28 protein-coding genes are annotated in these 24,816 nt (G+C 43.5%); 22 read left to right on the top strand and 6 right to left on the bottom strand.

Annotation, left to right across the window (positions count from 1 at the left end):
* Positions 1–9: 9 nt before the first annotated feature.
* From EP57_RS08265 to EP57_RS08240, 6 genes are all read left to right on the top strand, one after another.
* Positions 10–1,689, top strand: a complete 1,680-nt coding sequence (locus EP57_RS08265; RefSeq protein WP_036085783.1) for a formate--tetrahydrofolate ligase — start codon at positions 10–12, stop codon at positions 1,687–1,689.
* Between the two features lie 118 nt (positions 1,690–1,807).
* Positions 1,808–3,694 (top strand): ABC-F family ATP-binding cassette domain-containing protein, encoded by a 1,887-nt coding sequence (locus tag EP57_RS08260; RefSeq protein ID WP_036085781.1) that lies wholly within the window; start codon positions 1,808–1,810, stop codon positions 3,692–3,694.
* Between the two features lie 19 nt (positions 3,695–3,713).
* Positions 3,714–4,658, top strand: coding sequence for a thymidylate synthase (locus EP57_RS08255; RefSeq protein ID WP_036085780.1), 945 nt, complete (start codon positions 3,714–3,716; stop codon positions 4,656–4,658).
* 12 nt (positions 4,659–4,670) lie between these two features.
* On the top strand, positions 4,671–5,159 hold the full coding sequence (locus EP57_RS08250) for a dihydrofolate reductase (protein ID WP_036085779.1): 489 nt from the start codon (positions 4,671–4,673) through the stop codon (positions 5,157–5,159).
* Complete coding sequence (locus EP57_RS08245; RefSeq protein ID WP_159106424.1) at positions 5,137–5,451, top strand: hypothetical protein; 315 nt, start codon at positions 5,137–5,139, stop codon at positions 5,449–5,451. The genes EP57_RS08250 and EP57_RS08245 overlap by 23 nt, the downstream gene beginning before the upstream one ends.
* Before the next feature lie 146 nt (positions 5,452–5,597).
* The gene (locus EP57_RS08240; RefSeq protein WP_036085777.1) at positions 5,598–6,839 is read left to right on the top strand and encodes an MFS transporter; all 1,242 of its coding nucleotides are present in this window, start codon (positions 5,598–5,600) and stop codon (positions 6,837–6,839) included.
* A 53-nt stretch (positions 6,840–6,892) separates the two neighbouring features.
* On the opposite strand, the gene EP57_RS08235 is transcribed toward EP57_RS08240, so the two are convergent.
* Both EP57_RS08235 and EP57_RS08230 read right to left on the bottom strand, forming a co-directional pair.
* Positions 6,893–7,474, bottom strand: a complete 582-nt coding sequence (locus tag EP57_RS08235; protein ID WP_036085776.1) for a histidine phosphatase family protein — start codon at positions 7,472–7,474, stop codon at positions 6,893–6,895.
* A 111-nt stretch (positions 7,475–7,585) separates the two neighbouring features.
* On the bottom strand, positions 7,586–8,959 hold the full coding sequence (locus EP57_RS08230) for an L-cystine transporter (RefSeq protein ID WP_036085775.1): 1,374 nt from the start codon (positions 8,957–8,959) through the stop codon (positions 7,586–7,588).
* 236 nt (positions 8,960–9,195) lie between these two features.
* Between EP57_RS08230 and EP57_RS08225 the strand changes: the two genes are divergently transcribed.
* Genes EP57_RS08225 through EP57_RS08205 form a run of 5 tightly spaced genes read left to right on the top strand, consistent with a single transcriptional unit; the run spans position 9,196 to position 11,937 of the window.
* Entirely contained in the window at positions 9,196–9,501 is a 306-nt protein-coding gene (locus EP57_RS08225) for a TIGR04197 family type VII secretion effector (protein WP_036085774.1), read from the top strand.
* Between the two features lie 10 nt (positions 9,502–9,511).
* On the top strand, positions 9,512–9,874 hold the full coding sequence (locus tag EP57_RS08220) for a DUF3958 family protein (RefSeq protein WP_036085773.1): 363 nt from the start codon (positions 9,512–9,514) through the stop codon (positions 9,872–9,874).
* Positions 9,871–10,809, top strand: coding sequence for a T7SS effector LXG polymorphic toxin (locus tag EP57_RS16505; protein WP_052167614.1), 939 nt, complete (start codon positions 9,871–9,873; stop codon positions 10,807–10,809). The genes EP57_RS08220 and EP57_RS16505 overlap by 4 nt, the downstream gene beginning before the upstream one ends.
* Positions 10,806–11,444 (top strand): HNH endonuclease signature motif containing protein, encoded by a 639-nt coding sequence (locus EP57_RS08210; RefSeq protein WP_241480718.1) that lies wholly within the window; start codon positions 10,806–10,808, stop codon positions 11,442–11,444. Before EP57_RS16505 ends, EP57_RS08210 begins: the two co-directional genes overlap by 4 nt.
* 19 nt (positions 11,445–11,463) lie before the next feature.
* Entirely contained in the window at positions 11,464–11,937 is a 474-nt protein-coding gene (locus EP57_RS08205; protein ID WP_036085772.1) for an SMI1/KNR4 family protein, read from the top strand.
* Between the two features lie 122 nt (positions 11,938–12,059).
* Here EP57_RS08205 and ppdK read toward each other — a convergent pair whose 3' ends face one another.
* Genes ppdK through ccpN form a run of 3 tightly spaced genes read right to left on the bottom strand, consistent with a single transcriptional unit; the run spans position 12,060 to position 16,170 of the window.
* A complete protein-coding gene (gene ppdK, locus EP57_RS08200; RefSeq protein WP_036085771.1) occupies positions 12,060–14,696 on the bottom strand; it encodes a pyruvate, phosphate dikinase in 2,637 nt (878 codons plus the stop codon).
* A 39-nt stretch (positions 14,697–14,735) separates the two neighbouring features.
* Positions 14,736–15,539: a pyruvate, water dikinase regulatory protein gene (locus EP57_RS08195; protein WP_036085770.1), complete on the bottom strand. Its 804-nt coding sequence runs from the start codon at positions 15,537–15,539 to the stop codon at positions 14,736–14,738.
* A gap of 13 nt (positions 15,540–15,552) precedes the next feature.
* Positions 15,553–16,170: a transcriptional regulator CcpN gene (gene ccpN / locus EP57_RS08190; protein WP_114982920.1), complete on the bottom strand. Its 618-nt coding sequence runs from the start codon at positions 16,168–16,170 to the stop codon at positions 15,553–15,555.
* 149 nt (positions 16,171–16,319) lie between these two features.
* Between ccpN and EP57_RS08185 the strand changes: the two genes are divergently transcribed.
* Positions 16,320–17,408 (top strand): low temperature requirement protein A, encoded by a 1,089-nt coding sequence (locus EP57_RS08185; RefSeq protein WP_036085769.1) that lies wholly within the window; start codon positions 16,320–16,322, stop codon positions 17,406–17,408.
* 46 nt (positions 17,409–17,454) lie between these two features.
* Here EP57_RS08185 and trhA read toward each other — a convergent pair whose 3' ends face one another.
* Complete coding sequence (gene trhA, locus EP57_RS08180; protein WP_036085768.1) at positions 17,455–18,084, bottom strand: PAQR family membrane homeostasis protein TrhA; 630 nt, start codon at positions 18,082–18,084, stop codon at positions 17,455–17,457.
* Positions 18,085–18,307: 223 nt separating this feature from the next.
* Here trhA and EP57_RS08175 point away from each other — a divergent pair, with 223 nt between their 5' ends.
* From EP57_RS08175 to EP57_RS08130, 10 genes are all read left to right on the top strand, one after another.
* Complete coding sequence (locus EP57_RS08175) at positions 18,308–19,144, top strand: DegV family protein (RefSeq protein ID WP_036086176.1); 837 nt, start codon at positions 18,308–18,310, stop codon at positions 19,142–19,144.
* 15 nt (positions 19,145–19,159) lie between these two features.
* The gene (locus EP57_RS08170; RefSeq protein WP_036085767.1) at positions 19,160–19,942 is read left to right on the top strand and encodes an SGNH/GDSL hydrolase family protein; all 783 of its coding nucleotides are present in this window, start codon (positions 19,160–19,162) and stop codon (positions 19,940–19,942) included.
* A 15-nt stretch (positions 19,943–19,957) separates the two neighbouring features.
* A complete protein-coding gene (locus EP57_RS08165) occupies positions 19,958–20,563 on the top strand; it encodes a YpmS family protein (protein WP_241480717.1) in 606 nt (201 codons plus the stop codon).
* Between the two features lie 19 nt (positions 20,564–20,582).
* Positions 20,583–21,104, top strand: a complete 522-nt coding sequence (gene msrA, locus EP57_RS08160; RefSeq protein WP_036085765.1) for a peptide-methionine (S)-S-oxide reductase MsrA — start codon at positions 20,583–20,585, stop codon at positions 21,102–21,104.
* A gap of 6 nt (positions 21,105–21,110) precedes the next feature.
* A complete protein-coding gene (gene msrB / locus EP57_RS08155) occupies positions 21,111–21,548 on the top strand; it encodes a peptide-methionine (R)-S-oxide reductase MsrB (RefSeq protein WP_036085764.1) in 438 nt (145 codons plus the stop codon).
* 76 nt (positions 21,549–21,624) lie between these two features.
* Positions 21,625–22,530, top strand: a complete 906-nt coding sequence (locus EP57_RS08150; protein WP_036085763.1) for a Gfo/Idh/MocA family protein — start codon at positions 21,625–21,627, stop codon at positions 22,528–22,530.
* Between the two features lie 21 nt (positions 22,531–22,551).
* Complete coding sequence (locus EP57_RS08145; protein ID WP_036085762.1) at positions 22,552–22,788, top strand: YozE family protein; 237 nt, start codon at positions 22,552–22,554, stop codon at positions 22,786–22,788.
* Positions 22,789–22,791: 3 nt separating this feature from the next.
* On the top strand, positions 22,792–23,493 hold the full coding sequence (gene deoD / locus EP57_RS08140; RefSeq protein ID WP_036085760.1) for a purine-nucleoside phosphorylase: 702 nt from the start codon (positions 22,792–22,794) through the stop codon (positions 23,491–23,493).
* A gap of 51 nt (positions 23,494–23,544) precedes the next feature.
* The gene (locus EP57_RS08135; RefSeq protein WP_036085758.1) at positions 23,545–24,375 is read left to right on the top strand and encodes a M15 family metallopeptidase; all 831 of its coding nucleotides are present in this window, start codon (positions 23,545–23,547) and stop codon (positions 24,373–24,375) included.
* Positions 24,376–24,518: 143 nt separating this feature from the next.
* Positions 24,519–24,815 (top strand): metal-sensing transcriptional repressor, encoded by a 297-nt coding sequence (locus EP57_RS08130; protein WP_036086174.1) that lies wholly within the window; start codon positions 24,519–24,521, stop codon positions 24,813–24,815.
* The last annotated feature ends 1 nt before the right edge of the window (position 24,816 follow it).

Genomic DNA, 24,816 nt, shown 5'->3' with positions numbered 1-24,816 from the left:
GAATTTAAAATGGCAAACAAAGTAAAGTCTGACATTGAAATCGCATCAGTAGCAGAAATCAAACCAATCACAGAGGTCGCAGAAGCAATCGGGTTAAGTGTGGAAGAGTTAGAACTGTTCGGTAAGTATAAGGCTAAACTAAGCTATGACACGATTCACTCGCTTGTAAACAAAGAAGACGGCAAATTAGTTCTTGTAACCGCTATCAATCCGACGCCAGCTGGTGAAGGGAAGTCAACGGTAACGGTAGGATTAGGGGACGCACTTGCTAAGAAAAGAAAAACAATGATTGCACTTCGGGAGCCTTCGCTTGGGCCAACAATGGGTGTGAAAGGTGGCGCAACTGGTGGTGGTTATGCGCAAGTGATTCCAATGGAAGACATCAACTTGCATTTCACTGGTGATTTCCACGCGATAACAGCGGCAAACAACGCGTTATCTGCATTTATTGACAATCATATGCAACAAGGAAATGAATTACGAATTGATCAACGCCGCATCGTTTGGAAACGCGTGGTTGATTTAAATGATCGTGCTTTGCGTAAAGTCGTGGTAGGGCTTGGCGGACCTGTGCAAGGTGTGCCGCGTGAAGATGGATTTGATATTACAGTTGCTTCTGAAATTATGGCGATTATTTGCTTGGCTACGGATTTGAAAGATTTGAAACGTCGCTTAAGTGCTATCGTGATTGGTTATAATTATGACCGCGAACCAGTAACAGTTGGCGAAATGGGCTATGAAGGTGCGCTGACATTACTGCTTAAAGAAGCGTTGAAACCGAACTTAGTACAGACGCTAGAACATACACCAGCGATTGTGCACGGTGGACCTTTTGCGAATATTGCGCATGGTTGTAATAGTATTTCGGCGACTAAAACAGCGCTGAAATTAGCGGATTATGTCGTGACGGAAGCTGGATTTGGTGCGGATCTTGGCGCAGAGAAGTTTTTAGATATTAAAGTGCCTGCTTTGGATAAAGCGCCTGATTGTGTTGTTATTGTAGCGACGATTCGTGCGCTGAAAATGCATGGCGGAGTTGCAAAAACCGAACTTGGCGAAGAAAACGTGAAGGCGTTGATTAAAGGCTTTGCGAACTTGCAAAAACATGTGGATACGGTATCACAATTCGGTCTTCCATATGTTATCGCTATTAATAAATTCATTACCGATTCTGACGCGGAAGTTGCGCAATTAGAAGCGCTTTGCAAAGAATACGATATTCCATTCTCACTTACAGAAGTTTGGGAAAACGGTGGCGCTGGCGGAGCTGATCTTGCGGATAAAGTCATTTCTGCAGTGGAAACAGGCAAAGCGAACTATACACGTATGTATGACGATGCTGATTCTATAGAAGATAAATTAGAAGCTATCGTAACAAAAGTGTACGGCGGAAGCGGTGTCGAACTTTCTAGTAAGGCGCAAAAACAAATCGCAGAATTCAAGAAATACGGCTGGGATCGTTACCCAATTTGTATGGCGAAAACGCAATATTCGTTAACGGATGATCCAACAATGCTTGGACGCCCAACGGATTTCGTTATCCACATTCGCGAATTCATTCCAAAACTAGGTGCTGGCTTTATCGTTGCTTTAACGGGTGACGTGATGACAATGCCGGGCTTGCCGAAGAAACCAGCGGCGCTAAACATGGACGTCGATGAAAAAGGAAATGCGATGGGGTTATTCTAAAATTGTATAAAACATTTTGGGCTGGGGGATCATTTGTTGATTTCCCAGCCCTTTCCATTGATTCAGCGCGGAAACTTGGTTAGAATAGAGAAGACATATACGGAATGGATGGGAAATAATGAAACAATTAAAAGTGGAAAATTTGACGAAAACATATGGCGATAAAAGCCTTTTTGAAAATGTGACGTTTGCAATTACGGAAGGCGAGCGGATTGGTGTTATCGGCGTGAATGGAACGGGGAAATCGACGCTACTTTCGATTATTGCCGGGATAGAAGAAGGCGATAAGGGCGAGATTTCAAAGGCGAAGGATTATACGATTGGATTCTTGGCGCAAGACCCGCTTTTATCGGATGAGCACACGGTTTTAGAAGAAGTTTTTCAAGGGGAGACGCGGGCGCTTCAGGCGGTTCGGCAGTATGAGCAGGTGCTGCTTGAGATGGCGGTGAATCCGGATGATACGGTGCTACATGATCGGTTTACGAAAGCGCAGCACGAGATGGATGCTACGAATGCGTGGGATGTGAACACGGATGCGAAGACGATTTTGGATCGGTTGGGGATTACGGATTTGACGGCGAAAGTGGGGTCTTTGTCTGGTGGTCAGCGCAAACGGGTAGGTCTTGCAAAAGTAATGATTGAGACGCCGGATTTATTGATTTTAGATGAGCCTACGAACCATCTTGATTTTACGTCGATTCGGTTTTTGGAGGATTATTTGAATCGGTTCCGTGGTGCGGTTTTGCTTGTGACGCATGATCGGTATTTCTTGGATCGGGTGACGAATCATATGCTAGAAATTGACCGCGGGACGGCGTATCGGTATGTGGGAAATTACGAGAAGTTCATGGAAGCCAAGGCGATTCGGATGGATAATGAAGCGCGCGAAGGCGAGAAAAATCGGAACTTGTACCGGAAGGAACTGGCGTGGATGCGACGCGGGGCTAAGGCGCGTTCGACGAAACAAAAGGCACGCCAAGACCGGTTTGCCGATTTAGAAGGAAAAGTGAAGACAAAAACGGATGATGCGGAATTGCAGTTGGATTTTGCGACGTCACGGCTTGGAAAGCAAGTTTTTACGTTGGATCATGTGGAGAAGCGTTTCGCGCAAAAGCATGTGTTGCAGGATTTCAGTTTAATTATTCAACCGGGAGAACGGATTGGGATTACGGGGAATAATGGGACGGGGAAATCGACGTTGCTTAATATGCTGGCTGGGCGGATAGAGCCGGATGCTGGTGAGATTTCGACAGGGCAAACGGTGCGAATTGGTTACTATACGCAACAAAATGAAGAAATGGACCCAGATCAGCGGATGATTGCGTATTTGCAAGAAGCTGGCGAGACGGTAAAAACGTCGGACGGTGAAGTTGTGTCGGTGTCTAATATGTTGGAACGCTTCTTGTTTCCACCAGTTGCGCACGGGAAGAAGATTGGGAGTTTGTCCGGAGGCGAGAAGCGTCGTTTGTTCTTGCTGAAAATCTTGATGGAACGGCCGAATGTTCTTTTGCTGGATGAGCCGACGAATGACTTGGATACGCAGACGTTGACGGTTTTAGAAGATTATTTGGAGACGTTTAACGGCACGGTAATTACGGTAAGCCATGATCGGTATTTCTTGGACAAAATCGCGCAGAAATTACTCGTTTTCACGGGGATTGGTCAAATCAAGACGTATCTTGGGGAGTATAGTGAATTTTTGGCGACGTTGGACACGAAGAAAGCGAAGCCGAATGTAGCGCCAGTGGTTGAAAAAGCGGAACCAAAGCCGGAGAAACCGAAAGAAAAAGTGAAGCATACGTTTGAAGAAAAGCGGGAATGGGCCGATATTGAGAATGTGATTGAGGCGCAGGAAAGCAAGATTGCGACGCTGCATCAGGATTTAGAGGCCGTTGGTAGTGATTTTACGAAAGCCGGTGAGCTGAATGCAGCGCTGGAAGAGGCAGAAGCTGAGCTGGAACGCTTGATGGAACGTTGGGAATATTTATCGCAGTTTGCGGATTAAGATAAAGGAGGGCACAGGCATGAAACAATATCTCGATTTAGAAAAATTTGTACTGGAAAACGGGACGCAAAAAGGAGATCGGACGGGAACTGGGACGATTAGTACGTTCGGTTATCAAATGCGTTTTGATTTAGCGGAAGGTTTTCCGATTATGACGACAAAGCGTGTGCCGTTTAAGTTGGTCGTGAGTGAATTGTTATGGTTTTTGCATGGCGATACGAATATTCGTTATTTGTTAGAACATAATAATAATATTTGGAACGAGTGGGCGTTTGAGCGCTGGGTTGCGAGTTCGGAATACACGGGTCCGGATATGACGGATTTTGGTTTGCGTGCGGAGCAAGATGAAGCGTTTAAGGCTGTGTATTTAGAAGAAATGGCTAGTTTTAAATCGCGGATTTTGGCGGATGACGTTTTTGCGAGTACGTATGGGGAACTTGGGAATATTTACGGTAAGCAATGGCGAGAATGGCGCACTTCAACGGGTGAGACGATTGATCAGTTGGCGGATTTGATTGAAATGATTAAAACGAATCCGAACTCAAGGCGTCTAATTGTGTCGGCTTGGAATCCAGAAGATGTGCCGACAATGGCGTTACCGCCGTGTCATACGTTGTTCCAATTTTATGTTGCGAACGGGAAGTTGAGCTGTCAGTTGTATCAGCGGAGTGCCGATATTTTTCTTGGTGTGCCGTTTAACATTGCGTCGTACGCGTTACTGACGCATTTGATTGCGCGGGAAACGGGACTTGATGTTGGCGAGTTTGTGCATACGATGGGGGACGCGCATTTGTATAATAACCATATCGAACAGGTGAAAGAGCAGTTGTCACGGACGCCTCGCGCGTTGCCAAAGCTTGTTTTGTCGGATAAGCCAGCTTCGATTTTTGATTTTGATGTGGCGGATATTACGTTAGAGGGTTATGATCCGCATCCAGCGATTAAGGCGCCGATTTCGGTTTAAGGAGGGCAACGCATGTTAACTTTTATTTGGGCGCAGGACAAGGACGGCTACATTGGCAAGGATAATACGATGCCGTGGCGCTTGCCTGCTGATTTGCAACATTTTAAAAAAGAGACGAACGGCCATACGATCGTGATGGGTCGCAAAACGTACGAATCGATTGGAAAAGCATTGCCGAACCGAGAAAATCTTGTGTTGACACGCGATCCGAATTATTCGCTAGCAGATGCCAAAGTGTTGTATGATAAAGCAGAAGTGCTAGAAATCGCGCGTGACAAGCAGGTTTATATTACAGGTGGTGCCGAAATTTACCGACTGTTTTTAGAGGACGCAGATGCACTCGTGGTAACGCATGTGGAGGCATATTGTGGCGGAGATACGATTTTTCCGGAATTTGATTGGCAAAATTGGCGCCTCGTGAAGCGTGAAGACGGCGTTCGCGATGAAAAGAATGATTTGGATTACTGGTATGGCTGGTATGAAAAAAAGACCCATGCGTGAGGAGAATCCGGCGAAGGAAGTCGTGATGCGATTTCATGTGTTAGGCTATTTTCTAGTCACTTTTTTATGTATCGGTATGGGCATTATGTTTGGTTTTAGTGAACCGGCCAATAATTTAGTGATGATGCTTGTTTCTTTTTCAAAATATGTTTTGTTGCTGCTTATCGTTGGCATTATCGGTATTTGGCGAGCAAAAGAAACGACGTCGCGCCTCTTTTTTGCTTGGTTTATTATTCTTTTTGTAGCCTATATGGGTTTTCTTATAAGTGTTATTTTGACAAGGACGAGCTGAATATGCGTCCTTGTTTATTTTGCCTATTGACATGCTAAATGTTGTTCAAAATGGCTAATTACAGATTGAGAATTGTGTGTTAATTTAGAAGAATATAGAAACAAACGATTGTAATAGCAGCAAGATAAGATAGGGGGCTAGAAACAATGTTTTTCAAAAATGCAAAATGGCGAGCTAGTGGTACAGTCTTGGCTTTACTTTGGTTTTGCTGGTTACTTTCTTTTTTAGATCGTATGGTGATTACGGTTGCACTACCTTACATAGCAGAGGATTTCAAGTTAACTTCGACGCATCAAGGGTTAATTATTAGTACCTTTTTCATGGGGTACGCTTTATTTCAAATTCCAGGTGGGATGCTCGCGGACCGATTTGGTTTTCGCAAAATGACGAGTATCGCTGTCGGTTTTTGGTCGTTGTTTACGATGTTAACTGGTGTAATCTTTTATTATCCACTATTTTTAGGCGTGCGATTTTTCTTCGGATTAGGTGAGGCGCCGCTGCCTGGATCGTCCTACAAGGCGATTGCGACATATTATCCGAAACGATTGCGTGGTCGGATGACAAGTATTCAGTCGACCGTCAATACACTCGGGCCTGCATTTGCCAGTGTTTTAGCAGCTTATTTTATTAGTATTTTTGGCTGGAGACATCTCTTTGTTTTTCTAGCGATTCCTGGTTTTGTGGTAGCGTTTTTATTCTACCGATTAGTGCGCGATAACCCGAAAGATAATCCGCGGATGAGCGCTGAGGCTCTGCAGGAGCTAGAAGATGATGAACCAGAACTACAAACTGATCAACCAAAAGCGAAAGTTTCAGCCATTTTTAAAAATAGTTTAGTATGGAAGGCCGGACTGGTGTGGTTTTTCTTTGATCTCACCTTTTGGGGCTTCACGTCTTGGCTACCGTCGTATTTAATGAACGCGCGAGGCTTGAGCTTGCAGGCGACAGGGTTTTATAATGCGTTGCCATACTTAGTTGGAACTGTCGCGATGTTAGTCGGTGGTGCGATGTCTGACCGTTTTAAGAATCAGCGCCGTTTCATTTTTGCCATTGCGATTTTAGTAGCAGCAGCGTCACTTGCACTTATTATCAAAGTCCCGTCGATGGAGCTAGCCTTGTTATTGCAATGCGTCACAGCATTATTCCTCTTTTTATCACAAGGTATCTTCTGGGGAATCGTGGTCGATATTTTGCCAACCGACCAAATGGCTACAGGCTCATCCGTCGTCAACTGCCTCGGCTCCATCGCAGGCGTCATTTCACCAATCGTCATCGGAAAACTGCTCGATATTTCAGGAGGTTCATACGCGACCACCTTCACGTATTTAGCGATTTGCCTCGTGTTAGCAGGAATTATCGTTCCAACATTACGAACAAAAACGGCATAAAAATAACCGTAAGAATGCAGGGCACTGACGCCACACGTTCTTACGGTTTTTCATTAGGTTAATTTTTCAAAATCATGATTAATAAAATCCACAAGTGTAAACTGGCCATCTTCATACTCAAATTGCAAAATACAACAGTTTTTCAGGCCGCTAATTTTGCCGATTTTGCTCGTGCCTTCCCAATGTCTGGCGAACTGTGCACAGGCTGCTCCGTGAGAAACGGCAAGGACAGTGTCGTGATCTGATTGCGACATCATACTCTCCATCGTCGTAAGAAGTCGTGCGCGGAAATCCATCTCTTTTTCTCCGCCAAATGTTGCAAAGAAATCACCGTAAGGTAGCGGGGGATTCAAGTCCTCACTTTCCCCTTCGAAGGTACCGAAGTTCCATTCTTTCAAGCCTTTTAGACGCTTGTAGGGCATATCTGTAATCAGTTCGAGTGTATCGCAAGCTCGCTCTGAGGTGGAACTATACGCTTTATCGAATACAATATTGTGTGTCTTAAAATACTCACCTGCAATTTGAGCTTGTTTCACGCCAAGCTCTGTCAGTGGCGCATCGCAAAAACCTTGAATTTTTTTGCGGACATTAAATAAGGTTTGACCGTGTCGCATGAAGAATAATGTTTTTTTCATCGTTTTCCCCCTAATTTGCATTATGACTTAAGTCTACCACCTTAGAGTGCACTCCAGTCAATTAAAAAGAGATGCAAGCCCAATTTTAGGCACTGCATCTCTTATCTCATTTTAAATTTCTTCTGCTAATGTTTGTTCCTCGTGTTTCAGTTCGCCGGTCGCTTTACTTGTGACGATTCCTGCGACCATACTGTCACTTACGTTTAGAGCTGTACGGCCCATATCAATCAGTGGTTCGATAGAGATCAACACACCCGCAAGACCAATTGGCAAGTTCAATGTAGAAAGTACGATAATCGCGGCAAATGTTGCACCACCACCGACACCAGCTACACCAAACGAACTGATTGCTACAACTAGAACGACCGTTAAAATAAATTTCCAAGAAAGCGGATCAATACCGGCAGCAGGGGCAATCATAATCGCCAACATCGCGGGGTAAATACCGGCACAACCGTTTTGCCCAATCGATAAACCAAATGATGCTGCAAAGTTAGCAATTCCTTCAGGAACACCAAGTTTCTTTTGCGTATCAATGTTTAATGGAATCGCTCCAGCACTTGTTCTTGAAGTGAAGGCAAAAGTCAGAACTGGTAGGGCTTTTTTAATGTAGGTTACTGGGCTTGTACCTGTAAATCCGACAATTACAAGGTGAATAATAAACATAGCAATCAATGCCGCGTACGAAGCGATAACAAAATTACCAAGTTTTAAAATCGCCGATGTATCGCTTAACGCCACCGTGCTTGTCATAATCGCGAAAACCCCATAAGGCGTTAAACGCAAAATCAATTTCACAATACGTAAAACAATCGCATAAATCGCGTCGACACCTTTGGCAAAAACAGCAGCTTCATCTGGTTGCTTCCGTTGCACACCCAAGAATGCAGCACCGATAAACGCTGCGAAAATCACGACAGCTACAGTAGAAGTTGCACGTGCGCCAGTGAAATCAAGGAATGGGTTAGCTGGCAGTAATTCCACGATTTTTTGTGGGAAAGTGAGGTCGCTAATTCCTGCGAATTTATCTTGTAATTCCGTAGCTCGCGCCGCTTCTGTAGCACCTTGAGAAATATTGTTAGCATCTAAGTGGAACAAGAGGGCAGCACCAATACCGACAAAAGCCGCAATGGCCGCCGTAATAACAAGTGTACCAATAATCCACATACCAACTTTAGCAATATTTGTTTTTAACTGTAAGCGTGTAAAAGCTGTGACAATCGAAATAAAAATCAGTGGAATGGCAATCATTTGAAGCAGCTTCACGTAACCGCCACCGATAATTCCAAGCCAATCCGTTGTTTGTTTCGTAACGTCTGAGGCTGCTCCGTAAATAAATTGCAACACAAATCCCGCGACAATCCCTACACCAAGCGCAAGTAACACACGTTTAGAAAATGAAACATGGCGTCGCTGTAAGAACATGAATAGAAAAATAATAAGTGCGGCAACAATTAAGTTAATGACTAAAAAAGTTGTATCCATCTAATAAAATCCTCCCTTTAAAAACAATGGAATCATAAAAGTTTATAATTCCGATAAGTTTTGTTGGTATTAGATTACATGGAAATGGAAGTTTTGTCAAGAATAGAAGTTTAAAGATTTCAGCAGATGTTCCGATGGGGAGAATAGAGTATATTTTCTTTTTTCGTGTTAGGAGAGGCTGTACAGTTGGGTAAATATTGCATATAATAGAAGAATACAGATATGGGAGGGGTTACATGAGCCAACTAAAAAGTAATATTGGACAGGCACATCAGGTGGCGACTTCGATGGGACACGCGACAGATGCGATGTGGCAATCAGGTTTGAAGCAGACACAACAGGCGAATCGGACGAGTGTGAAGGTGAGTCAGGATGCCAAACAGAGCTCAGATAAAGTGAAGCATTTGATGATGCAATTGGGTAGGAGTTTTGGACGGGACGTGGCGCATATTCGCTCGGTCGCGCAGGAATTTGAACGGATGGTTCACGAAGTTGGGAACGGACTGGATTTTTCAGGTACAGCCCCGCGCATTGGGAAATGAGGGATGGCAGATGAGTGAGAGGGATAGAGAAATAGATAGCTGGAATCAGCGGTTGCAGAATGTCGCGGATGACCAGTATGCGAAGGAACAGGAAATTCGAAGGCAGAAACAGTTGCTGGATGAAGTGGATGTTATACATAATCGGAACAATCGGTTGTTTGATGCACTTGGTAGCACATGGCATCGTGACCGAGAAATGGCGGTATTTTTGGATACGCAGCAACATGACTATCAGCGAAAACATTTTCATGTCGTGGATGGCATGGCGGAGGAACAGGTCAGGCTGGAACAGGAAAAGCGTGCGTTGCTGGAAAAGGAATCGGACTATTATGCGGCTCGTCGAAAAGTAGCGTTAGGCGGTGAGCAGGCATGAGTTTGAATGTCTTTTTAGGTGAAATCGATGCACAATCGGAGAGCATGGTGGCGTCGTATCATGACATGATAGAGGCAATGGAAGGTTTGATGCGTGCGGTGAATGAATTCGCATTTGACCGAGAGTTGCAGGGAAAAACGTATGACAGTGCCAAACAGTACTTTGCGGCGACGTATCGACCATTAGCGCAGGGCATGATTTGTTTGTGTGAGGAATTGATACGGCAAAATCAAGCATTTCCACAGAAGTTCCGAGCAGATGTGGCAACGACCGATGTGATAGAGCATGAGGTGCGTGATCAGATTCGACAATTGGACACTCAGATTCAGGATATTGAAAAGCTGAGCAATAATGTCGTTGGGATGGCGTTAATTACGCCGATATTTGTGGATTTGAAGCAGAAATTGCAGGAGAAGTTGGAGGCATTGTATCAGTTTGATGCGGAGACAGCGACTTCGTTTGACCGCGCCATGGATTTAACAGCGAATATTGTCCAAGGCTTAGCAGAAATTGATAGTGATAAAGCCTTCCAAGCTAAAACAGGGACTTTCCATATGATGGGCTTGAATATGACATGGCGTTCGGCATTGCAGAAACAATGGACGGCGCGTGAAGAAGCAATAGCGAAATTGGCAAAAGAGAATGAAACAGCAAGACTAATCAAGGCAGCGGAAGATGGCCCATTACCTGTGACACCAGAAGGCAATGTGGCTGGATTTGTCACGAAAGACGGGAAACTGGATGGCAAAGCAACCTATGACAATGCGAAATGGCAACAAGCACATGTGTTAGCAGGCATGAAAAATGCGATTTTCCTCATTGATATGATAACGCCTATTTTTGATATCTATCGCTGGAGAACAGGGCTTGATCCGATTACAAAAGAACCGTTGAGCGAATTTGAACAATCGACAGCAGCAGGATTTACAGTTTGAACTTCATTCCGTTTGGAAAGTTAGGGAAAACAGCAAAGGCTATTAAAGCATCTACGCGAACAGAGGAATTTAAGTTTCTATTTGAAGGTGTTGACAAAATTAAACAAGCGGATAATATGAGCAAATTGGCAGAACGAGCGAGTAAGTTAACTTTTAAGAATATTGAAGGATATGTAAAGGGAAGTAAATCATTTGACAGTGTTATAGATGACTATGCCAAAGTTTATGCAGATAAGATACAATCGAATCAACCATGGTCTTGGGGAGAAGATATTGCTGGTTCTGAGGCTTTGACGCTTAAACAAAAGAGGCTTATCAAAGAACAGGCGACAGCGAATGGTTATATTCCAAAGGTTGAAGTAGCGAAAACCGATGGACTTAGGTACGGATATGCTGATTTTGCTAAAGCGGGGGTTGTAGAAAAAACAGTATATTTGCCAGAAAGCCTATGGAAAATGTCAGACAAAGAACAATTTCAATGGTTGGATAATTCGATTGGTGGGCATAGAGAAGGTGTAACTTGGCACCATACAGAAATTCCAGGGAAAATGGAATTGGTGGAATACGGAATTCACAATATAACTCCCCATAATGGAGGACGGACAACAGGTATGTGGGCTGATGCGCCTAGATAAAAAATTAGGAGGGTAAAAAATGCTGATTCAGAAAGATACAATAGTTTATCCATTGCCAACAGAAGAGTTATTTAAAAGAAAAGAAGGATTTTGGAGAGTAAGTTTACCTATTGATTTTGTTGCATTTTTAAAAGAGAATAACGGTGGTATTCCAGTAGATGGAACTTTCATCTGCAATAATCACGAATATACTATTGACAGGTTTTTATGTTTATTGGATGTACCTAGGGATAATGAATTTGGAATATATGATATAGATGTGACTCTGACACAGTTGGAAGATAGGTTGACAGATAATGAGGAGCTGATTGGTGCAGATATTCTTCCCATTGCTGTTTTGTTTGCTGGAGATTTTCTTTGTTTGGATTTTAGAAAGAACAGAGAAAAGCCTGTTGTATGTGTGTGGAACCACGAAGAGTCTGGTGAATTAGATCCGGAAACCTACATTGTAACAAATACATTCGAAGAGTTTCTGAGCATAAATAAAGGATAACAATGGAAGGCTTTTAAAATAAGGATTTTGGATAGTAAATAACAAGGACCCCAAAGCTAGATTTTCTAACCTTGGGGTCCTTGTTGTTTACAGATAAGATGTTTTTCCTGCTATATGTGTCACTATATCTTCACTTTTTGCTGTTCCTCCAAAATCGAAGCTTGAGCCGCAGCAATACGCGCAATCGGGATTCGGTAAGGAGAGCAAGAGACGTATTGAAGCCCTAACTTATGGAAAAATTGAATGGAAGCGGGGTCGCCGCCATGTTCGCCGCATACGCCCATTTTTAACGATGGGTTTGTCATGCGACCGCGCTGTACGGCTGTTGTGACGAGCGCGCCGACGCCTTTTTGGTCAATGGATTGGAAGGGGTCGGTAGGCAAGATTTTCTGTTCTTGGTAGGCATACAGGAATTTATTTGCGTCATCTCGCGAGAAGCCGAACGTTAATTGTGTTAAATCATTGGTTCCAAAGCTGAAAAATTGGGCTTCTTCAGCGATTTCGTCTGCCGTTACGCAAGCGCGTGGGATTTCGATCATGGTGCCAATATCAAAAGGCAATACGAGCTGTTCTTTACGGAAAATCGTTTGAATGGCTTCTTTTAGTTGTTTTTTAATTAGCGCGATTTCTTCTCTGCTCGCCACGAGTGGTACCATGATTTCGGGATAAACGGCAATGCCTTCGTCGTGAATCGCGATGGCGCTTTCGATAATTGCTTCGGCTTGCATCATGTAGATTTCTGGGAACGTGATGGCGAGGCGGCAACCGCGATGGCCAAGCATTGGGTTTGTTTCGGCTAAATCGTGTACGCGTTGCTTGATTTCATCCGCAGGTTTGCCGATTTCTTGTGCTAGTTTTGCAATATCTGCATCGGTTTTTGGTAAAAATTCATGAAGTGGTGGGTCAAGGAGGCGAATATTGACTGGTTTTCCATTGGCAACTCGGAAAATTCCTGCAAAATCGGTTTTCTGCATCGCTTTTAGATGGGAGAGGGCGATTAGGCGCTCTTCTTTTGACTCGGCGATAATCATTTGGCGAACATATGGAATTCGGTCTTCTTGGAAAAACATATGCTCCGTACGGCACAGGCCAACACCTTCCGCGCCAAAATGAAGGCCAACTTCCAAATCGTTCGGCGAATCTGCATTGACGCGCACGACAAGTTTCTTCGTCTCATTCACCCAACCCATAAGCTCCTCAAAATGACCACCAATTTCCGTCTCAACAAGCGGGATTTGGTCAACATACACGTTTCCCGTCGAACCATTTAGTGATAAAAAGTCACCTTCATGTAAAGTCGCTGTCGCACTTTGCAGTGTTTTCTTCGTTTCATCAATCGCGATAGCATCACATCCGGCGACACAGCACTTGCCCATTCCGCGCGCTACCACAGCCGCATGTGAAGTCATACCACCATGTGCCGTCAAAATCGCAACACTTTTCGCCATGCCTTCAATGTCTTCCGGTGACGTTTCATTCCGTACTAATATCACTTTTTCGCCACGTTCAGCAGCAGTGACAGCATCCTCAGCGTTAAAATAAATTTGCCCCGTCGCAGCACCCGGTGAAGCAGGAAGTCCCGTCGCAAGCACCGAAGCATTGGCAAGACTCGTTTCATCAAAAGAAGGGTGGAGGAGTTGATCAATTTGCGCCGTATCAATTCGCATAATCGCGTCATCCTTCGAAATTTTACCTTCATGAACGAGGTCTACCGCAATATTAATCGCAGCTTGCGCCGTCCGTTTCCCGTTGCGCGTTTGCAGCACGAACAGTTCGCCTTTTTCAATCGTAAATTCAATATCTTGCATATCTAAATAATGTAACTCCAGCAGAGCAGCGACGTCCAGCAGTTGTTGATATACATCCGGCATCGTATCCTCCAAATGCGAAATCGGCTCTGGCGTCCTAATCCCCGCGACAACATCCTCGCCTTGCGCATTTAATAAATATTCACCGAAGAATACATTATCACCCGTCGACGGATTCCGCGTAAAAGCAATCCCCGTCCCGCTCGTATCACCAGTATTCCCAAACACCATCGACTGAATATTGACAGCGGTTCCAAGTTGATTATCAATATGATGCAATCTCCGATACACAACGGCTCGCGGATTTTCCCAAGAATCAAACACGGCCGTAATCGAAAGCCGGAGTTGTTCTAACGGATTTTGCGGGAATTCTCGTCCGGAAGCGGATACATAAAGCGCTTTATAAACCGCGATTAATTCTTGCCAATCAGCAGCGGTGAGCTCGGTGTCTAGCGTATAATTTTTGCGTTCCTTCAAATCAGAAAGCGCCTGCTCAAAGCGGTAACCTGGAATGCGGAATACAACATCGCCAAACATCTGAATAAAGCGGCGGTAGCAATCATAACTAGACCGAGCATCTTGCGTCACGCGCTCCAATCCTTGCACCGACTGATCATTCAGGCCTAAATTAAGAATCGTGTCCATCATCCCTGGCATCGAAAAAGGAGCGCCAGAGCGAACCGAAATCAGCAGTGGGTTTTCAGCGTCACCGAATTTCTTCCCTGTTTCCTGTTCTAAAATTTCCATGTGCGTCATCATTTCTGTGTAAATGTCATCCGATAAGTATTGGTGGTGCTCATTATAGTCTTTACAAGCCTCTGTCGTGATCGTAAAGCCGGGCGGAACAGGTAGACCAATATTCGTCATTTCCGCTAAATTGGCGCCTTTTCCACCTAGTAAGTACTTCATTTCCTTCGAACCTTCATTAAAATGATACACAAATTTTCTCAAAACGCTCACCTCTATTTTAGATTTTTGTTAAAACAAGGGCTATTTTACTTTTTCGATAATCAGTGCGGCGGTTTCTTCAATGGCTTTATCTTCCACTTCAATGACGCGGCAACCAAGCTGTTTAAAAATGCGGTAGCCATAGTCGAGTTCTTCCAAAATCCGATTTTCACTCGAATAACTGCTCGTTTCATCCAAACCAATCGATTTTAGGCGGACTTTACGAATAGCAGCCAGTTTTTCAGGACTGTTCGTTAGACCGATAATGCGATTTCTCGGAATTTGTGTCAGTTCGGTAGGAATCGGGATTTCAGGAACGAGTGGGACATTGGCAACTTTGTAATTCTGATTGGCGAGATAACTGCTAAGCGGTGTTTTACTCGTGCGGGAAATACCAACAAGAACGATATCTGCTTCTAAAATCCCGCGTGGATCTTTGCAATCATCGTATTTGACAGCGAATTCAATGGCTGCGATACGATCGAAATAATGTTGATCGAGTCTGCGCATGTTGCCGGGATCTTCTTTGGATTTCTGTCCTGTTTTTTGCTCGATGGCGGCGGTTAAATTGGAAACAAGATCGATACACGGCAAACCATGTTCCGCGCAGTAGTCGCTTGCGATGACGGCTAGCTTTTTTTGTACTAATGTTTGCACGATAATCGCGTCTGCATTTTTGGCTTCCCCGAGAATTTCTATCAGCGTTTCGGCATCACGAACGAAGGCGTGACGGCGAATATCGGCGCCACCTTCTAATGTGAATTGAGCCGTTGAAGCGCGTATTAAATGTTGCGCAGTTTCTCCAATTGCATCTGAAATAACGTAAATGATGACAGTATCTTTCATTTTTACCTCCGAATTATTCATTTTTAAACGTATCTACGAAAAGTTGCACCAATCGTGTTTTGGAAACTTTTCCAATCGCTTTTTTGTCCTCTACGACCGGCAATGAGTCGATTTGGTGAATAACGAGCTGTTGGGCGGCGAACAAAGCGGAATCTGCGGGTGTAACCGTCAAAATATTAGGCATCCGCGTCATAATGGTGGCAATTGGTGTAGCCTTTTTATCCGTATCGGCAAGCGCGCCTTTCAGTAAGTCTTTGCGCGAGACAATCCCGATAAGTTCGGTCGCCTCCACGACGTACAAACTGCCAGTATCCTCTAGAAAAAGCGTCACAATCGCATCGTGAATCGACGTTTCCTTTGTGACAAATACAGGAGTGGTCATAATATCAGCGACGGTCAGCTGGCGAATATCTTCATAAATGGTCGGATTCAAATCAAGCCCCGAGTAAAAATACCCAACTTTCGGCCGCGCATCCAAAATGCCAGTCATCGTCAAAATCGATAAATCGGCACGAATCGTCGCACGCGTCAAGTTCAGGGAGCCAGCAATTTGATCACCAGTCGCTGGTTCATTTGCTTTCACAAATTCAATGATTTCTAGCTGTCTTGCGGAGAGTTTTATTTCGGTCACCTCATTTCAAAATAGGATACGCTGTTTATTATATAGTATGACATAATAGAATGCAAATGATTAATATGCCACACTAAAAGAAAATAAAGTGACATACAGAAGCATGTTTCGCTATAATAAGTCGAGTAGGGAAGATGGGGGAGAATAACATGCCAAAAAAGGTAACCTGGCTAGAATTGTTTTTTGATTTATTGTTTGTTGGCGCGATTGCTTCGGTGACACACGTATTGCTCCATATCGAACACGGCGTACTCGAGTGGAGCGTCTTTTGGAAATTTGTGTTGATGTTTGTGCCGTTATGGTGGGCGTGGACAGGGCAGACATTGTTCATCAACCGTTACGGCAATGACTTGCTACCACAGCGTTTGTTGATTGCTCTGGAAATTATGTTTGTCTTGCTAATGATTTCCAGTTTCAATCTTAATTTTGACGCGACCTATATCACATTTTTCATTGGCTACATCGGTTTGCGAATGATAACCGCGATACAATACCTTTTTGCCGCAAAAAAAGAACAGGCCGAACGACGAGGCGCAGCGCTGTTTCTTGGTAAATATTTTTGGATTGGCATTTTGGTTTCTTCAATCTCACTATTTCTAGATTCTGAATGGCGATACGTCGTGCTTTATCTTGGTATCGCACTTGACATCGTGGTGCCCATCATTGGTAGAAAAAAACTACGCCAAGTCCCGATTCATACCGAACATTTGCTGGAACGTTTCGGCTTATTCACGATTATACTGCTCGGAGAATCCATCGTCGCGGTCATCTCATTACTATCCGAAGAAGTGATGAACGTGTCTTCGATATGCTACGCAGCATCTGCCATCATCCTGGTATTACTTATCTGGTGGCAATACTTCGATAACTTAGAGAAAAAACTAGACAAAGAAATGAAAACTGCGGGGCAATTAATTATTTATGGTCACTTATTCTTGTTTTTATCCTTATCAACGACCGCGGCAGCCATCAAAATGCTTGTTTTTCCAAATATCGCGTATCATTTCGTTATTTTATTCTTATTTGGCTCGATTTTAGTCTATGTTCTCGCTTTTTCAGCAACATTTCATTTATATCGCGTTCCAGAAGAGCGATTAGCTTGGATCCATCTAGGCTTTTTCCTCGCATTACTGCTCCTCTTGTTTGGCATCGCTTGGTTTGTCGTATTAGCCCCAGCCATCGTCCTGCTGCTATTATGCGTTTTTTTCCTCATCTTCGGCTGGATTACCTCTAAATAAAAAATAGGAGTTCCCGAATCATAACGAAGCGGAAATTCCTATTTTCTCATACATAAAACAAAATACAAAAATACATAAACCCAGTTCCCGCAATCACGAACAAATGCCAGATTGCGTGCATGTATGGCACTTTTGGAATGCTATAAAACACAGCGCCAACGGTAAACATAATCCCGCCAGTCACCAGCATCCAAAAACCAACAGGGTCAAGCGTTTGATAAAGCGGCTTAATCGCAATCATAACGAGCCAACCCATCAATAGATAGAACAGTGTCGACACGATCTTCCACTTACCGAGCAAGAAACATTTATACACAATTCCTGCCGCGGCTAAGCCCCAAATCACGCCAAACAATGTCCAGCCAAGCGAGCCTTGCAATGTAATTAACACAAGCGGCGTATAAGAGCCTGCAATCAATACATAAATCGCCACATGGTCCAAAATATTGAACAATTGCTTCGCTTTCCCAGGTTTAAAACTGTGCAACATCGTTGAGCAAAAATAAAGCAATACGAGCGAAATGCCATAAATCAAAAAACTAATCAAATACACCGGATTGTCTCGTTGTACCGCAAAAATAATCAACATAATGAGCGCTGGAATACTGAGTAGAAATCCAATACCATGCGTAATGGCATTGGCTACTTCTTCTTTCCAATTGTACGCTTCGTGCATATTTATCACCAAACTTTTCTGAAAAATTAATTTTTCTTTATCTATCTTATCATACGCTTATTTTGCTGAAATAGAAAGTGTTTTGAGGCAGTTAAAGTTTAAGATAAGGTAAAGAATGCGCAAAACAGTACGACTTCTGCCTGATATTTCGCAATTAGAATAGTACATTTAGGTTTTTCTTGCTATAATGAGAGGAAAGATACTAGAATTGGATGTGGAATTAATGACAAAGATAAAGATTGTAACAGATTCAACAGCTGGATTAACGCCGGAAGAAGTGGCGCAATACAACATTCATATTCTACCGTTAACCGTTGAAATCGACGGCGAAACATATGACGCAACAACAATCGAACCAGAAGTGTTTATGTCAAAAATGGCAGCTTCGAAGCAACTTCCCAAATCCTCACAACCAGCTATTGGTACAATTGTAAACCTTTACGAGGAACTAACAGCAGACGGTAGCGAAGTTCTCTCGATTCACTTAACAGAGAAATTAAGCGGTACTGTATTAACCGCGCAACAAGCTGCAGACATGGTGGACGGCAAAGTAACTGTTATTGATTCGGATTACATCGCGCGCGCCTTGGCATTCCAAGTCATCGAAGCCGCGAAAATGGCTGAACAAGGAAGCCACACTGTTGCAGACATCTTAACAAAAATCGCATCGATTCGCGCCAAAACAAAATTATACATCTGCGTCGTGACGCTTGAAAACCTCATTAAAGGCGGACGCGTCGGTCGGATGCAAGGCATCATTGGCAGTTTGTTAAACATTAAACTGATTGCCAAACTACAGGATGGCGCACTTGTCGAAGAAGCAAAGATTCGCAGTAAGAAACAAACGATGAACTATTTAATCGACGTACTGAAAGCCGAAACAAAGAAAGTAAAGGAATTCAACGTCGTACACGCCAACGGTTTGCAAATGGCAGAAGAAATCAGAGCGCAAGCCAAAGAAATTTTTCATTTGCCAGAAGTGAAGTTATTAAATGCTGATTCGGTTATTTCAACACATGCCGGAAATGGCGCTTTTGCAATGATTTATTATACAGAGTAGGTTAGGTGAACAAATGTGAATAAGAAAATACTTTGGCTCGCAGGGATTGTTATTATTCTCTCTGCGGCCATTCTTGGCTTTTATGTTATCCAAAAACAGCAACAAGAAGCGGCTCGCGTAAACGTCAGTTTAGTGGCGATGGGCGATTCGTTAACAGAAGGTTCGGGCGATGAGAAAAAAGACGGCGGCTATGTCGGCATCGTCAAAAACGACCTAAAAAAACGTGAAGATGTTGAAAAAGTAACGACGGAAAATTATGGCGTTGGCGGCAATCGGATTGATCAGTTGATGAAACGATTGGAAACACAGAAAGATTTTCAGAAAAGTGTGAAGCAAGCCGACGCGATTTCGATTACTATCGGTGGCAATGACGTCATGAAAGTCGTTCGTCAGAAACTACTCGATGCGAAAAAGAAAGATTTTACGAAGGCAAGCCAAGCGTTTGATGCTAATTTGAAGGAACTATTGGATGAGATTCGCAGTTTAAATGCGGATGCGCCGATTTATTTATTTGGTATTTATAATCCGTATACGACGTACTTTAGCGATATGAAAGTGTTTGATGATATTATCGCGAATTGGAATGCGGCAACGAAGAAGACACTGAAAGCGGAGAAAAACGCGTACTTTATTTCAATTAATGAGCAGCTAGAAGAACGTGGCGCAACGAAGGTTGGGAAGGCAAATCCGAATCTTGCTGATGACTTTTTCCATCCGAATCATTCGGGATACGAGAAAATGGCGAATGCGTTATACAAAAAAATAGTAACATCGATTGAAGATGGAAATATAGAGTGAAGAAGGTGACGGCTGTTGAGGTCAAAAGATAAGCAAACAAACTACTGGAAATGGGCGTTTCTGACGTTTATCGGCATACTAGTACTTTGTTTTGGGTGGATATACATGTCGATTTTCTGGTTTTCGCCGAATGTGCCAGAAGATGCTGGGCGTTTGGTGAGTACGAAGGATATGGTGGAGTTTTCATCGTCTACGAATAAGGCGGATTTGAATAAGTTGATTGCGCATTATTTGCAGGACTTTCAAGAAGATCAAGACGCGGATGTGGCGTATGATGTGTACTTGGCGGACGATGTCGTTTTTAAAGCCGAAGCGCATTTTTTAGGGCAACCGGTGGATTTGAGTATTAATTTCTCGCCGACGTTGCGTAAAGATGGTGTCGTTGTGTTGCAGCAAGTGGATTTGAAAGTAGGCGCACTGCCACTTCCAGTCTCTTATGTGATGAAATACGTGAAAAGCCAGTTTGAATTGCCAGATTGGGTAACGATTTCACCGAAAAACGCGAAGATTTATTTAGATGTGAACAAACTCAAGCTTAAAGGCGGTATGAAAGTTCGCGTTGATGCGCTTGATTTGAAGAAAGACGATATTTCGTTTACACTGTTAGTACCTACAGAATAAGGAAGTGGAGGGGTAAATAATGCGTGAAAAAGCGATTTTTGCAGGTGGGTGTTTTTGGTGTATGATTAAGCCGTTCGATACGCAGCCAGGAATTGAAAGTGTGGTTGCAGGGTATACGGGTGGTCATACGGTGAATCCGACCTATGAAGAGGTTTGTAGTGAAAAGACGGGACATACAGAAGCGGTTGAAATTACGTTTGATCCGGAAGTATTTCCTTATGATAAATTGGTAGATGTGTACTGGCAACAAACGGACCCGACGGATGCGGGTGGTCAATTCGTTGATCGCGGGTCGTCTTATCGTCCGGTGATTTTCTATACGTCGGAAGAACAGCGCGTGATTGCGGAGAAATCCAAGGCGGACTTAGATGCAAGCGGTCGGTTTAAAAATCCGATTGTCACGCAAATTGAGGAAGCTGGTCCGTTTTACAAGGCGGAAGAGTATCATCAAGATTTTTACAAGAAAGACCCAGATCATTATAAGAACTATCGTAGTCATTCAGGAAGAGACCCGTTTATCGATACGAATTGGAAAGGGTGAGCACGCATGAACCACGAGGATAAGGAAAAACGCCTAAAGGAACTAGATGAATTGCAATATAAAGTCACACAGGAAAAAGGAACAGAGCGCCCGTTTGATAATGAGTTTTGGGATAATAATCAGCCTGGGATTTATGTCGATATTGTTTCTGGCAAGCCGTTATTTTCTTCGAATGATCAGTACGATGCGGGATGTGGTTGGCCAAGTTTCACAAAGCCAATCGATGCGCAGGAAGTGACGGAAAAGCGTGATTTATCGCATGGTATGATTCGTACGGAGGTGCGGTCGGTGGATGCTGATTCGCATTTAGGACATATTTTTCCGGATGGTCCTCGTGCGGCTGGGGGAATGCGGTATTGCATTAACTCGGCGGCGCTGCGTTTTATTCCGAAAGATGCGCTAGAAGAAGCGGGTTATGGGGAATATTTGCCACTTTTTAATTAGTCGATGATTGATGACCCTTACTGAGTTATGGTAAAATGAATGCTTAGTGAGGGTTTTTAATGTGAGGAGGATGAAAATGTTAAAAATTGCTGTACTTGGTTTAGGTGGTATTGCGCAGAAGGCTTATTTGCCAGTGTTTGCGCATTTGGATAATGTAGAAGTGCATTTGTATACACGGGATGCACAGAAGTTAAAGTCGCTCAGTGAGAAATATCGTTTTCATAATACGCATAGTTCTGTGGAGTCGATGATTCGTTCTGGTGTGGACGCGGCGTTTGTACATACGTCAACGGCTAGTCATCCGGAGATTGTACGGGCTTTTCTGGAAGCGGAAATTCCTGTATACGTGGATAAACCGGTGGCGGATAATTATGAAGTATCAAAAGAACTTCTAGAACTAGCAGAAGCCAAAAATACATTGCTCATGGTCGGCTTTAATCGTCGTTTCGCGCCACGTTATGCGGCTCTTGCGGAACGTAATGATATCAATATGATCTTGATGCAAAAACATCGGAAGGCACAAGCGAGTGAGCCGCGGACATTTATTTTTGATGATTTCATTCATGTGGTGGACACGGTGTTGTATTTGTTGGATGCGCCAGTGGAGCGTATGACGGTGTTTCCGACGATGGACGGTTCGCTACTTTCGGCGATTACGGTGCAATTTGTGGCAAATGGAAAAATGGCTACGGCGATTATGAATCGGGACAGTGGCACGAGTGAGGAACGTTTGACTGTTTTCACATCGGATGCGAAATGGGAAGTGGAACATGTGACGGAACTACATCGTTATGAAGGAACGGGACACGAAATTTTCCGATTTGGTGATTGGGAAACAACGCTTTATAAACGTGGTTTCGAGTCGATTATCACGGCCTTTTTAGATGCAGTGCGTAACGGGAAAGCTGAGCCTGTTTCTAAAAACTCCGCGCTTGAGACGCACCGGATTTGTGAACAAATTTTGCGATATGTGGAGAATTGATAGAAGAGAGGATTGGACAGCTTGGGAAGATCATTTTATCATTATTTAATGACGTATCGTGATACGATTAAGCGTGATGCGGCGACGAAATTTGCCAATGATGCGTTTAAAGACCATAGTTTTCCGAAGCAGTCGATGGACTACTACGAGCTATGCGAGTATCTGGAACTAAACGCGTCGTACATTCCAAGCATGACGTTGTTTGATGATTTATGGAACAATTATTTACTGGATGAAGAGAAAAATGGGAGGCGTTAATACATGAGTATTCATATTGAGGCGAAACAAGGCGAGATTGCAGAAACGATTCTTTTACCAGGAGATCCGTTGCGTGCGAAATATATTGCGGAGACTTTTTTAGAAGATGTGATTTGTTTTAATGAAGTTCGGAATATGTTTGGTTACACAGGGACGTATAAGGGAAAACGGGTATCGGTAATGGGAACAGGTATGGGAGTTCCGTCGATTTCGATTTATGTGAATGAATTAATCCAAAGCTATGACGTGAAAAATTTAATTCGTGTTGGTACGATGGGCGCGATTCAAAAAGACGTGAAAGTTCGCGATGTTGTTATTGCCCAAGCGGCCTCAACGGATTCGCAAATCAATCGCAATACGTTTGCTGGTGTTGATTTTGCACCGGTAGCGGATTTTGATTTATTGAAAAATGCGTATGATGCTGGTGTTGAAAAAGGCTTAGCGATGCGTGTTGGGAATGTTTTTTCATCCGATCGTTTTTACAATGAGCAATTAGATAAACAACAATTGGCGGACCATGGGGTATTAGGTATTGAAATGGAAGCCGCGGCGCTTTATACGATTGCGCAGAAATTTGGTCGCAAAGCATTGGCAATTTTGACAGTGAGCGATCACATTTTTACTGGGGAAGAAACAACGGCAGAAGAGCGTCAAACAACATTTAATGACATGATTGTTGTAGCGTTAGAGTCAACTTTAAAATAGGGAAGCTTTGCAACCGGGGAAGAATCTAACGAAAGAAGGTTTCAAAACGAGATGATGCATTTTATTTCATTCATGATTGCCCTTAGTTTGTCGGGGTATCATACGGCAGCAGATTATGTACAAGGCGATATTAATCCAGAGGCACAAACACAAACTGCAGCCAATACAGAGCAGACGTCGGGAAGTTCAGACTACAAGAATGATCCGCTTTATCCTTACATCGCCCAACAAAATAAATTGGTAGAAAAAAATGGCACGGAGTATATCGCGAATCCAGAAAATATATTAGTGCTTGCGAATAAAGATTATTTATTGCAATCGACGTATACCCCGCCAGATTTAGTTCGACCAAATGTGACGTTTTCGTTTGGCGACGCCCAGGTGGAAAAAGCACAAATGCGTAAGGAAGCGGGCGCGCAATTAGAAGCGATGTTTACTGCTGCAAAACAAGATAATTTAACGTTATATGCCGTATCGGGGTATCGTTCGTACAAGCGACAACAAGAAGTTTTTAGTGCGGAAGTGGCGAACAAAGGAGAAGCGAAAGCCAAAGAGGCAGTTGCGGTTCCTGGTACAAGTGAGCACCAAACAGGTCTCGCGATGGACATTTCATCGAAAGACCAAGGATACGAGCTGACAGAAGCGTTTGGCGACACGCCTGAGGGCAAATGGTTACAGAAGAATGCGCATAATTATGGTTTTATTTTGCGCTATATGAAAGGCCGAGAATCAACGACGAAGTATCAATACGAATCTTGGCATTATCGCTATGTTGGGAAGGATGCGGCGACGATTATTTATAACAATAACTGGACGCTGGAAGACTTTTTTCAACACGTACAAGCATTACAAAAGAAAATCGATGATGGCACGGCAAAATAAAAATAAGTTCTCTATGAGGCTGGTACGCGGCTTTGTAGGGAGCTTTTTTATGTTTACCGATAAATTGTGAGATGCTTTAGTTGACTTTGTATACCCCTATAGGGTATTATGGTTTTATAAAGTAAAGGAAGGGACGGATGATAATGACGCATGATCAACCAATTGTACCGCGTTCTAATGAGGATACGAAACAAATTTTGAACCGCTTAAGACGTGTGGAGGGGCAGGTTCGAGGAATTCAGCAAATGGTGGAGGAAGATCGCTACTGTGTGGATATTTTAGTGCAGATTTCAGCGGCCAACTCGGCGCTTAAGAAAGTCGGATTGCAAGTGCTTGAGCATCACGCGAAACATTGTGTGGTCGATGCTGCGCAAAATGGCGAGTCAGACGAAGTCATGGATGATTTGTTGAAAGTAATACGTCAGTTTTCGAAGACGTGAG

The organism is Listeria booriae, from assembly GCF_000766865.1.
In the GTDB taxonomy this organism is placed as follows: domain Bacteria; phylum Bacillota; class Bacilli; order Lactobacillales; family Listeriaceae; genus Listeria_A; species Listeria_A booriae.
Note: the sequence above shows the minus strand (reverse complement) of the source record. Positions and strands in the feature narration are given on the sequence as shown.